Source organism: Winogradskyella sp. A3E31 (assembly GCF_046720935.1).
In the GTDB taxonomy this organism is placed as follows: Bacteria; Bacteroidota; Bacteroidia; order Flavobacteriales; family Flavobacteriaceae; genus Winogradskyella.
This window is the reverse complement of the sequence record NZ_JBHNWH010000004.1, coordinates 21732-36041: the sequence shown is the minus strand read 5'-3', so window position 1 is coordinate 36041 and position 14310 is coordinate 21732. Positions and strand designations below refer to the sequence as shown.

Annotated in this window: 10 protein-coding genes; 8 read left to right on the top strand and 2 right to left on the bottom strand. The window is 37.0% G+C overall.

Features of this window, described 5'->3' with window-relative positions; genetic code table 11:
- Window positions 1-2 precede the first annotated feature (2 nt).
- Both ACFEMA_RS06105 and ACFEMA_RS06100 read left to right on the top strand, forming a co-directional pair.
- Window positions 3-962: an OmpA family protein gene (locus ACFEMA_RS06105; protein WP_411767176.1), complete on the top strand. Its 960-nt coding sequence runs from the start codon at window positions 3-5 to the stop codon at window positions 960-962.
- A gap of 161 nt (window positions 963-1123) precedes the next feature.
- Window positions 1124-2161: an aldo/keto reductase gene (locus ACFEMA_RS06100; RefSeq protein ID WP_411767175.1), complete on the top strand. Its 1038-nt coding sequence runs from the start codon at window positions 1124-1126 to the stop codon at window positions 2159-2161.
- A gap of 22 nt (window positions 2162-2183) precedes the next feature.
- Here ACFEMA_RS06100 and cphA read toward each other — a convergent pair whose 3' ends face one another.
- Window positions 2184-4826 carry a cyanophycin synthetase gene (gene cphA / locus ACFEMA_RS06095; protein WP_411767174.1) on the bottom strand — a complete coding sequence of 881 codons (2643 nt, stop codon included), beginning with the start codon at window positions 4824-4826 and terminating at the stop codon, window positions 2184-2186.
- 98 nt (window positions 4827-4924) lie between these two features.
- Between cphA and ACFEMA_RS06090 the strand changes: the two genes are divergently transcribed.
- The gene (locus tag ACFEMA_RS06090; RefSeq protein ID WP_411767173.1) at window positions 4925-5788 is read left to right on the top strand and encodes a cyanophycinase; all 864 of its coding nucleotides are present in this window, start codon (window positions 4925-4927) and stop codon (window positions 5786-5788) included.
- Between the two features lie 17 nt (window positions 5789-5805).
- Here ACFEMA_RS06090 and ACFEMA_RS06085 read toward each other — a convergent pair whose 3' ends face one another.
- Window positions 5806-6738 (bottom strand): isoaspartyl peptidase/L-asparaginase family protein, encoded by a 933-nt coding sequence (locus tag ACFEMA_RS06085; RefSeq protein WP_411767172.1) that lies wholly within the window; start codon window positions 6736-6738, stop codon window positions 5806-5808.
- Window positions 6739-6827: 89 nt separating this feature from the next.
- On the opposite strand from ACFEMA_RS06085, the gene polA reads away from it, so the two are divergent.
- The 5 genes from polA (at window position 6828) to ACFEMA_RS06060 (ending at window position 14310) form a co-directional block, all read left to right on the top strand.
- Window positions 6828-9734 (top strand): DNA polymerase I, encoded by a 2907-nt coding sequence (gene polA / locus ACFEMA_RS06080; protein WP_411767171.1) that lies wholly within the window; start codon window positions 6828-6830, stop codon window positions 9732-9734.
- Window positions 9735-9812: 78 nt separating this feature from the next.
- A complete protein-coding gene (locus ACFEMA_RS06075) occupies window positions 9813-10718 on the top strand; it encodes a nucleotidyltransferase domain-containing protein (protein WP_411767170.1) in 906 nt (301 codons plus the stop codon).
- Complete coding sequence (locus ACFEMA_RS06070) at window positions 10711-12153, top strand: B12-binding domain-containing radical SAM protein (RefSeq protein WP_411767169.1); 1443 nt, start codon at window positions 10711-10713, stop codon at window positions 12151-12153. Before ACFEMA_RS06075 ends, ACFEMA_RS06070 begins: the two co-directional genes overlap by 8 nt.
- Window positions 12146-12925, top strand: coding sequence for a class I SAM-dependent DNA methyltransferase (locus ACFEMA_RS06065; protein ID WP_411767168.1), 780 nt, complete (start codon window positions 12146-12148; stop codon window positions 12923-12925). The genes ACFEMA_RS06070 and ACFEMA_RS06065 overlap by 8 nt, the downstream gene beginning before the upstream one ends.
- Window positions 12925-14310 carry a B12-binding domain-containing radical SAM protein gene (locus ACFEMA_RS06060; protein WP_411767167.1) on the top strand — a complete coding sequence of 462 codons (1386 nt, stop codon included), beginning with the start codon at window positions 12925-12927 and terminating at the stop codon, window positions 14308-14310. Before ACFEMA_RS06065 ends, ACFEMA_RS06060 begins: the two co-directional genes overlap by 1 nt.

Genomic DNA, 14310 nt, shown 5'->3' with positions numbered 1-14310 from the left:
ACATGATTAAAAAACTCTCATTAATAGCACTTACAGTAGGGTTATGTACATCCTGCGTTTCAAAAAAATTATATACAGATCTCGAAGAACGATATGCTGATTTAAAAAAAGAACAGCGAAGTTTAGCTGATGAAAATGAATCGCTTTCAAAAGTAAAAAATCAGCTCGAAAATGATTTGGACAAACTTCAAACAGCCTACGATAAAGCGGTTTCAGAACGAGACCAATTAAAATCTGAGTTAGCCGCAACAAAGACCAATCTCGAAAATTTAAAGGCATCATACCAGGCGCTTGAAGAAAATAGCTCTGCTGCCATTGCTGAAAACTCAAAGAAAAACAGAGAGCTTTTAGCCCAACTCGAAGCAAAAGAGCAAGCCTTAGCCGCCGAGAGTGAACGGCTTAATAAACTTCAGAAAGAATTAGAAAATAGATCTAAGCGTGTTGCTGAATTAGAAAGTGTTATTGCCAGCAAAGATGCAGCGATGACCAAACTTAAAGATGCCATTTCTAAAGCCTTGACCAACTTTGAAGGTAAAGGACTTACTGTAGAGCAACGCGATGGAAAAGTTTATGTCTCTATGGAAAATAAGCTTTTATTCCAATCAGGCAGTTGGTCTGTTGGTTCAGAAGGACGACAAGCTGTACAACAGTTGGGGGCTGTTTTAGCTGAAAATCCTGAAATTGCAATTCTAATAGAAGGACACACAGATAATGTGCCTTACAAAGGAAACGCTCAGTTAAGCGGCAACTGGGACTTATCAACCAAACGTGCCACGGCTATTGTGAATATTCTAAGAGAGAACAATGCAATTAATCCTGAAAACCTAACTGCTGCTGGTCGTGGAGAATATGCCCCAATCGCAACAAATGACACCGCAGAAGGCAGAGCAAAAAACAGAAGAATTGAAGTGATTTTGACGCCTAAGTTAGATGAGATTTCTAAACTTTTGAATGAAATTTAAAACATAAACTCCCTAGAAGAGATTTAGACCTTTCAGCTTCGATAAACTGAAAGGTCTTCTTATTTTTGTGTCTATTCGATTGATGGTGACTTAGGCTCTCGAAGTCACCAAAACTAAAAACAGTCATTTCGAGAGCCTCAATGACCAACTTAAAATTTACAATGAAATACACCAACTTACCACATACAGATATTAAAGTCAGTAAAATTTGTCTCGGCACCATGACTTGGGGAAATCAGAACACCCAAGAGGAAGGCTTTGAGCAGATGGATTTGGCTCTTGATAAAGGCGTTAATTTTTTTGACTGTGCAGAATTGTATCCTGTCCCTGCAAATGCTGAAACCTATGCCGATACAGAACGTATTATTGGTAATTGGTTTAAAAAAACAGGCAAGAGAAGCAATGTTATTTTAGCGACTAAAATTGCTGGCCCTGGTGACTACACAGCCCATATTAGAACCACAGGTTTTAGCAAACAAGCCTTGAATGAAGCTGTAGAAGAAAGTTTAAAACGTTTAAAAACAGATTACATTGACCTCTATCAATTACACTGGCCAGAGCGGGAGACAAACACTTTTGGCCAAAGAGATTATAAACATAACCCCAACGATAGCTGGGAGGATAATTTTAATGAAATTCTTCATAATCTTGATGAATTAATCAAAAGTGGTAAGATACGTCATGTAGGTCTTTCTAACGAAAAAGCTTGGGGAACGATGCGCTATTTGGAAGAAACTAAAAAGCATCAACTCCCTAGAATGATTACCATACAAAATTCATACTCTCTTTTAAATAGAACCTTTGAAGGAGATTTGGCAGAAGTTGCTCATCGTGAGGATATAGGACTTTTGGCCTATTCACCCATGGCATGTGGAGTTCTTTCAGGGAAATACATAAAAGGTACTGCAAGAGAAAATGCTAGGCTAAATCTGTTCCCTCGTTTTTCAAGATATAGTAGTGAGCAATGTACCGAAGCAACAAAACACTATTTAAAAATTGCCGAAGATAATGGCATGACCCTCGCCCAAATGTCGTTAGCCTTTGTAAACCAACGTCCTTTTGTAACAAGTAATATTATAGGCGCAACATCGATTGAACAGCTTAAGGAAAATATAGATTCTATTAATGTGGAACTTTCCCCTGAAGTTATGAGTGCTATTGAAAATGTACATTCTACAATTCCTAATCCAGCGACTTAATTAAAATAAGCAATAAAAGAGGTTAGTCAGCATAATTTAACTCGCCTTTTGCCTCTTTTTCTTTAAATTCCTTTACTAATTCTAATGCATCCGGTATAACATCGCTGCATAATATGATTAGTGAGCCTTCAACTGCATTTTTCACAGCATATTTAATGGCTTCTTTTTCAGACGGAATGATGGTTGTCTTTTTATTAGGGTCCTTCATCTTAATACCATCATCGAGCATTTTAATAAGTTCTTCTTCCGTTTTTCCTCGTAAGCGCTTGTCTTGTCTAATGATAATTTCATCAAACATTTCTGCTGCAATTGCACCCATTTCGTTATTATCTTCTACTCGTCGATCCCCGATGCCTGCAATAATTCCGACTTTAACAGTGCATTCCAATTCATTTGTAAATTTTTGAAGTGCTCGCATTCCCGCAGGATTATGAGCATAATCTAACAAGATGGAGAATTTATTGAACTTAAAGAGATTTAATCGCCCTGGTGTCTGTGTTGCTGAAGGTATAAATGTTTCGAGAGCTGCCTTCATGTCTTCAATTCTTATGCCTTGTACGTGGGCTGCTAAAACTGCTGCTAATACATTTTGAATCATGAATTTTGCTTTTCCGCCATAAGTCAATGGAATATTCTCAGCTTCCATGATTCGCATTTTCCATTCACCTCTACAAATGGTTACAAATCCATTTTCGTAAACTGCCGTAATACCATTTAGACGCTGTAGTGCCTTTATTCTTGGATTGTCTTCATCCATAGAAAATAAAGCAACATTGCAATTTACAGAACGACGCATGTCGTAAACCAAATCGTCATCTGCATTTAAAATGGCATAACCATCTGGCAAAACAGTTTCTGGCACAACACCTTTAACACGTGCTAATTGTTCAACAGTATGAATTCCCTTAAGCCCTAAATGATCCGCAGCGACATTAGTAACAACAGCAACATCACATTTTTTAAAGCCAAGACCTGCTCTTAAAAGACCTCCTCTTGCACATTCTAAAACCGCAAAATTTACAGTTGGATCTTTGAGCACAAACTCTGTACTGGCTGGACCTGTACAATCGCCTGTCATCAGTAATCTATTTTGGATATAAACGCCGTCACTCGTTGTATAACCTACGCGATAGCCTTTCATTTTAGCAATATGTGCCATTAAGCGGGACGTTGTAGTTTTTCCGTTTGTCCCTGTAATCGCTACAATCGGAATACGACCAGTATCTCCTTGCTTTGGAAATAATTTATCAATGACTGGGGCAGCCACATTACGAGGTAAACCAGACGTTGGTGCTAAGTGCATTCTAAACCCTGGCCCCGCATTTACCTCCAAAACAGCTCCACCTGTTTCAGATAAAGGTTTAGAAATATCAGTTGTCATGATATCTATACCACAAATATCTAAATCAATGATTTTAGAAATACGTTCCGCCATACTTACATTAGCTGGATGAACAATATCAGTAACATCCTCAGCTGTTCCGCCAGTACTTAAATTTGCGGTATCCTTTAAAATTAATTTTTCTCCTTTTGGAAGAACACTATCTAGAGTATAACCAGCATCTTTTATAATAGTTTTAGTTAAATCGTTGACCGTAATCTGCGTTAGCACTTTTTCGTGACCGTAACCACGCCTTGGATCTTTATTTGTAATGTCTATTAAACGTTCAACAGAGGATTCTCCATCTCCAATAACATGTGCTGGTGTACGCACTGCTGCCGCAACCAACTGGTTGTTTATAACTAAAAGCCTATAATCTTGTCCAACAATATGCTTTTCTACAATAATTGCACCACTCCGCGAACTGTTTTTGGCTTGTCTAAACGCCTCAAGTGCGTCATCATAATTATTAATATCTACTGTAATTCCGCGTCCGTGGTTACCATCTATCGGTTTAATCACCAATGGGTAACCAACGTAACGACAAGCGTCTTCCAAACTCCCTTCTCTTCTGATAATATCTCCTCGTGGCACTTCAACTTCAGCTTGTTCGAGTAAGTATTTTGTATCCTCTTTATCACAAGCCAACTCTACGCCAATGCTACTTGTTTCGCTAGTTACAGTCGCTTGTATACGCTTTTGGTTCGCCCCATAACCTAATTGGCAAAGCGAATATTTATTCAGTCTAATCCATGGAATGCCTCTAGATTCTGCTTCCTCAACAATAGAACCTGTACTTGGTCCCAAACGATCCCTTTCACGAAGTTCTCTCATTCGCTGAATGTCGTCTTCCAAATTATAATCTTCGGCGGCAATTAAAGCGTTACAAATATTAACAGCAGCTTCTGCGGCATAGCGTCCTACGGATTCCTCCATATATGAAAACACTACATTATAAACTCCTACCTCACCATAGCCTCTGGTTCGCCCAAAGCCTGTGTCCATTCCTGCTAAAGTCTGTATTTCTAAAGCAATATGCTCAATGACGTGACCCATCCAAGTACCTTCGTCAACACGCATAAAAAAGCCACCTTCACAACCTTCAGAACACCGATGCGAATACATACTTGGAAACATTGCCTTTAATCGCTCCGAGAATCCTGAAATTTTGTTTGTCGGATACTCTTCCATTTTTTCGAGATCAAGCACCATCACGATTAATTTATGACGTCTAACAGACCAATAATTAGGGCCTCGCATAGCATTTATTTCACGTATTTTCATTTAATTTGGTTTGATTTCGGTTAGCGAAAGATTATAAATATAGGGTATTTCAATAAAAAAAATGGCTTATTTTTGCCCAATATTTTTAGACCGTAATTATGCAGAAGATAAAGGGAACATTAATACCTATTGGAGGAAATGAAGATAAAGGTATTGAAGATGACGAAATGTACACCCAAGACTTTATTGAAGATGGTATTTTATACCATGTCGTCAATGAAGCTGGTGGTACTGATGCCAATATTGTTATCATTCCCACAGCATCTAGTATCCCTGTTGAGGTTGGCGAAAGCTACATAAAAGCTTTTGCTACTCTAGGTTGTGAGAATATTACCGTTCTAGATATTAGGTCTAAAGAGGATTCTGAATCAGAACGCTCTATAGAGCTTATTAAAAATGCAAATTGTATAATGTTCTCTGGAGGTAACCAGTCTAAGATTACCAACAAAATTGGTGGATCAACCATTCATAAAATTCTAGTTGACCGCTATAAAAATGAAAAAGGTTTTGTCATTGCTGGCACAAGTGCTGGAGCAATGGCTATGGCAAGCGAAATGATTGCTGGTGGTAGTGCTTCCGAATCTTTTGTAAAAGGTGCAGTAAAAATGTATAAAGGCTTAGGGTTGATTCCTGAGCTAGTAATTGACACTCATTTTATACGTCGAGGTCGATTTGGAAGACAATCTGAAGCTATCGCAAAATTCCCTAATCTTTTAGGCATTGGTCTTGCGGAAGACACAGGGATGATAATTAAAAATGGAAATGACTTTACAGTTATAGGCTCTGGGATGGTTATTGTTTTTGATGGCCAATCATTTACTCATAACAATGAAAAGGTTTTAGAGGAAGGCACACCAATGACGATTGCCAATATGACCGTTCATGTACTTTCCAATGGTGATCAGTACAATATTAAGGAAAGAAAAGTTTCGGTATTGCCAATAGAAGCACCTTTTATTTAGTTGTGCTAATACAAGGATTAGTCTTTGTAAATAGAAATTTCTTCTTTCTCTTTTGAAGATTTACTGGCTCTATACATGCCTTCTGTATTAAAAGGCATGGCGATATTTCCATCAGAATCTACAGCAATTAAGCCCCCATCACCATTTATCTCTAGTATGCGGTGGTGAATCACCTCTTCTGTAGCTGCTTCTAAACTCAACCCTTTATGCTCCATTAAACAGGATACATCATAAGCTACAACACCTCTAATGAAGAACTCTCCACTGCCCGTACAACTCACAGCACACGTTTTATTGTTTGCATAATTACCAACACCAATCATTGGTGAATCTCCAACTCGTCCCCATTTTTTATTCGTCATACCGCCAGTGGAAGTGGCAGCCGCAATGTTGCCGTTTTGGTCACATGCCACTGCGCCAACAGTACCGAATTTTCCTTCTTTCTTTACACTATGGTCTAGCTGAAAAGTATCACTATCCTTTATACCTTGCCATTGTTGATAGCGTACTTCATCATAAAAATAATCGGGAGATTCCAATTCATATCCTAAATCATTAGCAAATTTCATGGCTCCTTCACCCGCTAAAAACACATGATAACTTTTATCCATGACGTCTCTTGCCAGAGAAACGGGGTTTTTAATTCCTGTGATTAAAGATACTGCTCCAGCATTCAATGTTTCTCCATCCATTATGGCAGCATCCATTTCATGAGTACCTTCTGCTGTAAAAACTGAACCTTTTCCTGCATTAAATAATGGTGAATCTTCTAATAATTTTACGGCTACTTCAACAGCATCTGTTGCCGACCCTCCATTTTTCAAAACTTCAAATCCAGTATCCCTGGCTACTTTTAAAGCATTTCTATATTCAGCCTCTAATGCTTCTGTCATTAGCCCTTTAACAAGTGTGCCAGCACCTCCGTGTATTGCTATGGAATACGTTTTCATATCTAAAATTTGATTGCGGAAAATTACAAATTGCATTTTAATTAAACGCTTTAGTTTTTGTAGTTTTATAGACTTCAAAATTAAATTTCATGTCCGATCAAAAACGTCTTTTTCTAGTTGATGCTTATGCCTTAATTTTTAGAGGGTATTACGCTTTCATTAAAAATCCTCGAATCAATTCAAAAGGTGAAGACACCTCTGCCATTATGGGCTTTATGAACTCCCTTTTAGACGTCATAAAACGAGAAAGGCCTGATCATTTAGCGGTATGTTTTGATAAAGGTGGTAGTGTGGACAGAGTTGAAATGTTTGAAGCCTATAAGGCTAACAGAGATGAAACCCCCGAGGGTATAAGAACGGCCATTCCTCATATATGTAATATTCTTGAAGCCATGCATATTCCTATTATGGTCAAAGAAGGTTTTGAAGCTGATGATGTCATAGGAACCCTATCCAGACAAGCCGAAAAGGAAGGCTATAAAACCTTTATGGTGACTCCAGATAAGGATTTTGCACAACTCGTTACTGATAATATTTTTATGTATCGCCCTGTTTTTGGTGGCGGTTATGAAACATGGGGCATCCCAGAAGTACAAAAGAAATTTGAAGTTGTTGATCCTCTACAGGTTATTGATTTTTTAGGGATGATGGGAGACTCTTCGGATAATATCCCTGGGCTTCCTGGTGTTGGGGAAAAGACTGCAAAAAAATTCATCAAGCAGTTTGGTAATATGGAAGGGCTTTTAGCCAATACAGACCAGCTTAAAGGTAAGATGAAAGAAAAAGTTGAAGCGAATGCAGAACTCGGTCTTCTTTCCAAGAAATTAGCGACCATAATGCTGGATGTCCCTGTGACGTTTAATGCTAAAGATTTTGAATTAGACCATCCCGACGTAGAAAAAGTTAAAGAGATATTTCAAGAACTTGAGTTCAGAAGACTTACGGATAATTTTTTAAAGACTTTTGCTCCTCAAGAAGAGAGTGCAAAGGTGGCCTCGAGTGACCTCAGCCAACAAAGTTCAAATAAAAAAAGTACACTGGCGGCTGAGGTCTCTCGAAGCCAGAAATCTGCTGGTGCTGGTCAATTTTCATTGTTTGGGGGTGAAGACACAAATGATGCAGATACTGAAACAAGTTCAGCATTAAAAAGAAAGACCTCCGAAACAACCTCTCACTTCTACCAAAGCGTTGCTCCTGGTATGGCGATGAAATTATTTTTAAAAAATTTAATGAACCAAAGCTCTGTTTGTTTCGATACAGAAACAACAAGTTTAAATCCTTTAGAGGCAGAGTTAGTTGGCATCGCATTTTCTTGGGAAGCGGGTAAAGGGTTTTATGTACCTTTTCCTGCCCGCGTGTCGCCTGAAGCTTCAGCGGAGGCACAAGATAAAAAAGAAGCACAGGCTCTTATTGAAGAACTTCGACCATTTTTTGAGAGTGAAACCATAGAAAAGATTGGTCAGAATTTAAAGTACGATATAAAAGTATTAGCCAAATACAATATTGAGGTTAAAGGCAAACTATTCGATACCATGTTAGCGCATTATTTGATTAATCCAGACATGCGACATAATATGGATGTGTTAGCAGAAACCTATCTCAACTACACACCAATTTCAATCTCTGAGCTGATAGGTAAAAAAGGGAAGAATCAACTTTCTATGCGAGAGGTTCCTCTTGAAAAACAAACGGAATATGCTGTTGAAGATGCTGATATTACACTGCAGCTTAAAGAACATTTTCAAAAAGAATTAGGCGAAGCCAACACGCAAAAACTGTTCGATGATATTGAAATACCCCTACTGCGTGTATTGGCCGCTATGGAATTAGAAGGCATCAATCTCGATAAAGACTTTCTAAACTCTCTATCAGAAGCTCTCAATAACGATATTGCAGAACTGGAGAAAAAGATATATGATGCTGCTGGCGAAGAATTTAATATTGCATCCCCAAAGCAATTGGGTGTGATTTTATTTGAAAAAATGAAGTTGGTCGATAAGCCTAAAAAAACAAAAACTGGTCAATATAAAACGAGTGAAGATATTTTATCTTATCTAGCTAAAGACCATGAAATTATTCAGAATATTTTGGACTTTAGAGGCTTAAGTAAATTAAAGAGCACTTATGTCGATGCGCTTCCGCTTCAAGTTGAAGAGTCTACAGGACGTGTCCATACGGATTATATGCAAACCGTTGCAGCAACAGGTAGATTGAGCAGTAATAACCCTAACCTTCAAAATATCCCAATTAGAACGGAACGTGGTCGTCAAGTGAGAAAGGCTTTTGTGCCACGGAATGAAGATTATACATTATTAGCGGCAGATTACAGTCAGATAGAATTACGAATCATCGCTGCGTTGAGCGAAGAAGAAACGATGATTGAGGCTTTTAAGAATGGGGAGGACATTCATGCATCAACGGCCTCAAAAGTGTTTAATGTTCCTATTGATGACGTTACACGAGAACAGCGAAGTAATGCTAAAACAGTAAATTTCGGGATTATCTATGGTGTTTCTGCATTTGGTCTAAGTAATCAAACGGATCTATCTCGTAGTGAGTCTAAAGAACTCATTGACACCTACTATGCGACCTATCCAAAGCTGAGAAATTATATCCAAGATCAGGTGGATTTTGCCCGTGATAATGGTTACGTCCAAACTGTATTGGGTCGTCGCCGTTATTTAAAAGATATTAACTCTAGGAACGCTGTTGTGCGAGGAGCTGCAGAGCGTAACGCTGTTAATGCTCCAATCCAAGGAAGCGCTGCTGATATCATTAAGATTGCGATGATAAATATTTTTGAAAAACTAAAAGCGGGTAATTACAAATCTAAAATGTTGCTTCAAGTACATGATGAATTAGTGTTTGATATTTACAAGCCAGAATTGGAAGAATTAAAAACACTCATCAAATCTAAAATGGAAAATGCTTTTGAACTGGCAGTGCCTCTAGATGTGGAATTGGATATTGGGGATAACTGGCTGGAGGCGCATTAAAGTAATTACAAGCCTTAATTATTTAAGGAGTGGTAAAAATTTCCCTATTTTTATAGTTCACTTTTGCCTCAAAGGTTTATGAATGTTCTAAAGGTTATTATCTATTTCTCAATTTTCAAATACCCATTGAAAAAAGAGGAGATATTTGCCTTTTCCTCAAAGCAACATATCGAAGATGTTGAAAAGGAACTTCAATCACTTTTAGAAAAAAAGATAATTTACAAATTAGGTGATTTCTATTCTGATAAAAACGATTCGTCTCTGGTTGAACGAAGATTGAAAGGCAATAAGATGGCACTTGAAGTGATGCCAAAAGCCTTAAAAAGTGCAAAGTTAATTGCTGCTTTTCCGTTTGTAGAATCCGTAGCTATATCTGGCGCATTATCCAAAATGTATTTTGACGAAGAAGGTGATGTTGATTTTTTTATCATTACAAAACCAAATCATTTATGGCTGTCAAGAACCTTGTTGGTACTTTATAAAAAAGTCTTTCTTCTCAACTCTAAAAAATATTTTTGCGTTAATTATTTTGTAGGATCCAGCCACCTTAAAATTCAAGAACAGAATAAATTTACAGCTACAGAATTGGTGACTTTACTTCCAATTTACGGCAAATCTATATTTTCTGACTTTATTAAGACCAATCAATGGGCGTTTGACTTTTACCCCAACAAAACAATAGATTTTAGTTTTATTAAGGAAGCAAGGTCAAAACCGATTTGGAGTAAATCAATAGAACTAATTTTTGGTAATACACTTGGAGAGCGTTTTGATAAGTCCTTAAAAGCCCTCACCATAAAAAAATGGAAGTCTAAATTTAAACACTTGGATAAAGACGTCTTTGAAATTGCTATGAAATCGACTAACGATGTTTCTAAACATCATCCTCAAGATTTTCAATCGCAAGTTATTGTTCGCCTCAACAAGCAATATGATGATAAGAATAAAGCCTATAATCTAAATTTATCGAAAGAAAATGCTTGATGTTGTATTTTCACATTCGTACTACTATAAATTTGACACCAAACAGTGGAACAATAAAACTCCTTATCCACCATTAGGTACCATTTATGCAGCTTCGTATCTAAGGGAAAATTGTTTAAGCGTTGGACTTTTCGACACCAACCTTTTAGATGATCCTAAGCATGTAAAATTATATTTAGAAACCCATCAACCACGATTTTTTGTACTCTACGATGATGGCTTCAATTATCTCACAAAAATGTGTTTAACGACTATGCGCAATGCTGCTTTTGAGATGATAAAAATTGCTAAAAAGCAAAATTGCTGTGTAATTGTTTGTAGCTCTGACTCTACAGATCACTATGAAAAATACTTAAATGGAGGTGCTGATTTTATCATTCAAGGCGAAGGAGAAGTCACGCTAAAGGAACTTCTAGAATGCATCGATAACAATGGCGATACAACTCAACTAAAAGGGATTATTTATAAAAATGAAAAAGAGATAATTAAAAATCCGAAACGACCTGTTCTCAAAGACCTTGATATGCTTCCACTACCTGCCTGGGACTTGGTAGATATTCAGTCTTATAAAGACGTTTGGGCAAGTGGTGGGAATGAATTTACGTTAAATATCGCTACAACAAGAGGCTGCCCCTTTAAATGCAATTGGTGTGCAAAACCTATATACGGTAATCGGTATAATTCGCATTCGCCGGAATATATTGTAAAACATCTTAAATTTTTATCAGACACTTATGGAGTCAATCGGTTTTGGATGTGCGATGACATCTTTGGGTTAAAGCCCAATTGGGTTCAAAACTTTAATATAGAGTTGCAAAAAGAGCAGCTATCCATTTCATATTACATCCAAAGTCGTGTTGATTTATTATTGAAAGAAGATACCATCGATGCGTTAGCTGAAAGTGGATTAGAAGAGGTTTGGGTCGGTGCAGAAAGTGGCTCTCAGTCTATTTTAGATGCTATGGACAAAGGCACTACCGTTGAACAAATTTATGAAGCTACACGTTTGCTGAAAGAAAAAAACATTAGTGTCGCTTTCTTTATTCAATTTGGATACTTAGGCGAAACCAAAGAGGACATTGAAATGACCATTGCTATGATAAAGGAGTTAGTCCCCGACAATATTGGCGTCTCAGTGTCTTATCCATTACCAGGCACTAAATTCTATGATAAAGTAAAAGATGACTTAAAACTGAAAGCTAATTGGACAGATTCTGACGATTTAGACATGATGTTTTCTGGGACTTATAGTTCAGAATATTATCGGAAACTTCAACGGTATGTTCATAAAGAGTTTCGAAAAAGTCAAGGCTTTGACAACCTCAAACACTTGAGATTTAAAAAGCTGAACTCAATCCTAAAATTGGGCTATTATGTACCTTCCTCTTTTTTAGACAAAATTCAACTTAAAACCATGGTCACTAATAATGCCTAATGCTTTTGACATCACCGCTTCCCGATATGACGATGTTTTTACATTTTCAAATATTGGTAAGGCGCAACGCCGTATGGTTTTTAAATACCTGAATCCAATTATCTATCAAGACAAGAAACTCTCCATATTAGAGCTCAATTGTGGGACTGGTGAGGATGGTATTCGCTTTTCTAAATTAGGTCATCATGTTATAGCTACAGATATTTCTGAAGGTATGATTACCATTGCTAAATCAAAAACCAATACTGTCGCTTTTAAGGTTCAAGACATCAACGCTATAACTAAGGAGACATTTAATACAACTTATGATTTTATATTTTCAAACTTTGGAGGCTTTAACTGTTTAGACAAGAATGAGATTCAATCCTTTTTTAAAACTGCCAAGGACTTACTTAATCCAAATGGCAAGATTGTTTTGGTCATCATGCCAAAACACTGTCTCTGGGAAAGACTGTATTTTACATTAAAAGGAAACTTCAAAGAATCTAAACGCCGTCATACCGCCCAAAGTGTTCTTGTAGATATTGGAGGTGTAAATGTAAAGACGTGGTACCATAACCCTAAGGACATTGAATCTATTGCTAAAGGAGAATACCACATTAATACTGTAAAACCAATTGGCTTCACTATACCTCCTTCATATCTTGAAAATTCCATAGTTTCCAAACCCCCTTTTTTACCTATATTTAGATGGTTTGATTCTGTGTTTACACATCCATTTTTGGCAAAATATGCAGACCATTTTTTAATTGAATTGACAAAACATAAGTGATGAGCCTATTGCTAACACATGCGTATTACCTCTATGAGGATGCTAAGGAGCAGGCCATCATGAAACCATATCCGCCGCTGGGCTTATTATACATTTCTGCATATTTAAATGAAAGGAATATTGACAATCATGTGTTTGATTCGACATTCTATTCTCAAGAAGAACAATTAGATTTTATTTATGAAAATCAGCCAAAAATAGTAGCTATCTATACCAATTTAATGACCAAGATCAACGTTATTAAACTTGTTAAGTTTCTTAAAACTGATACAAAATATGGCTTTCCAAAAATTATTTTAGGCGGACCAGACATCACCTACAATTGCGAAAATTATCTAAAAACTGGTGCTGACTTTTTGGTCATTGGCGAAGGAGAACAAACCACATTAGAACTCTATAACACCCTAATCAACAAAGAAGACTATAGTTCTGTTAATGGGATTGCTTATTTAGAAAACGAAAAGGTAGTGAAGACACCTCCTAGTCAAAAAATTAAAGACCTATCGGAACTTCCATTTCCAAATAGAGCTGCAATTCCTGTAGAAAAGTATTTAGATACATGGAAAACCAATCATGGGATGAGTTCTATGACGGTGAGTACACAACGCGGTTGCCCTTATACTTGCAAATGGTGTAGTACGGCTGTTTATGGACAGAGTTACAGAAGACGACCAGCAGATTTAGTAGCCAAAGAGTTAGGTCTATTGAAAGAGAATTATAATCCAGATAGCGTTTGGTTTGTAGATGATGTATTTACGGTGAGCCACAAATGGATTAAAAGCTTTTATGAAGAAGTTACAAAACAAGATGCCATTATCCCTTTTGAATGTATTACCAGAGCAGAGCGATTAAATGACGAGATTCTTCAACTATTAAAAGAAGCAGGATGTTATCGCATTTGGATAGGTGCCGAAAGTGGATCTCAAAAAATCCTTGATGCTATGGACAGACGCGTAGAGGTTGATGTTGTTAAAGAGGCCATACAAAAGACAACTAATTTAGGTATAGAAACGGGCACATTCATCATGGTTGGTTATCCCGGTGAAGACGAAAAAGATATTGAAGAAACGATTACCTATCTAAAAGAGGCTAATCCAACACATTTTACAATTACAGTAGCATACCCAATAAAAGGCACATCGCTGTATAATGAGATTGAAGATAAAATTACTGTACAGCCTAATTGGGAAACCTCAACAGACCGAGATATTGATTTTAAAAGAAGGTATTCTAGGAGGTTTTATGATTATGCTGTACGGAGGATTGTGAATGAGGTCAATTATCATAGAGAAATTACAAAAACAAAAGACCTCAACCTAAAAAAAGCCATTAGCTATAAAATCAAATCTATTGTAGCAAATGGATATATGACCTTCATTAAATGA

Coding starts and splice junctions, on each gene's coding strand:
- ACFEMA_RS06105 (WP_411767176.1), top strand. CDS start 3: ATGATTAAAAAACTCTCATTAATAGCACTTACAGTAGGGTTATGTACA.
- cphA (WP_411767174.1), bottom strand. CDS start 4,826: ATGAAAATACGTGAAATAAATGCTATGCGAGGCCCTAATTATTGGTCT.
- polA (WP_411767171.1), top strand. CDS start 6,828: ATGTCCGATCAAAAACGTCTTTTTCTAGTTGATGCTTATGCCTTAATT.
- ACFEMA_RS06075 (WP_411767170.1), top strand. CDS start 9,813: ATGAATGTTCTAAAGGTTATTATCTATTTCTCAATTTTCAAATACCCA.
- ACFEMA_RS06060 (WP_411767167.1), top strand. CDS start 12,925: ATGAGCCTATTGCTAACACATGCGTATTACCTCTATGAGGATGCTAAG.
- ACFEMA_RS06070 (WP_411767169.1), top strand. CDS start 10,711: ATGCTTGATGTTGTATTTTCACATTCGTACTACTATAAATTTGACACC.
- ACFEMA_RS06085 (WP_411767172.1), bottom strand. CDS start 6,738: ATGAAAACGTATTCCATAGCAATACACGGAGGTGCTGGCACACTTGTT.
- ACFEMA_RS06065 (WP_411767168.1), top strand. CDS start 12,146: ATGCCTAATGCTTTTGACATCACCGCTTCCCGATATGACGATGTTTTT.
- ACFEMA_RS06100 (WP_411767175.1), top strand. CDS start 1,124: ATGAAATACACCAACTTACCACATACAGATATTAAAGTCAGTAAAATT.
- ACFEMA_RS06090 (WP_411767173.1), top strand. CDS start 4,925: ATGCAGAAGATAAAGGGAACATTAATACCTATTGGAGGAAATGAAGAT.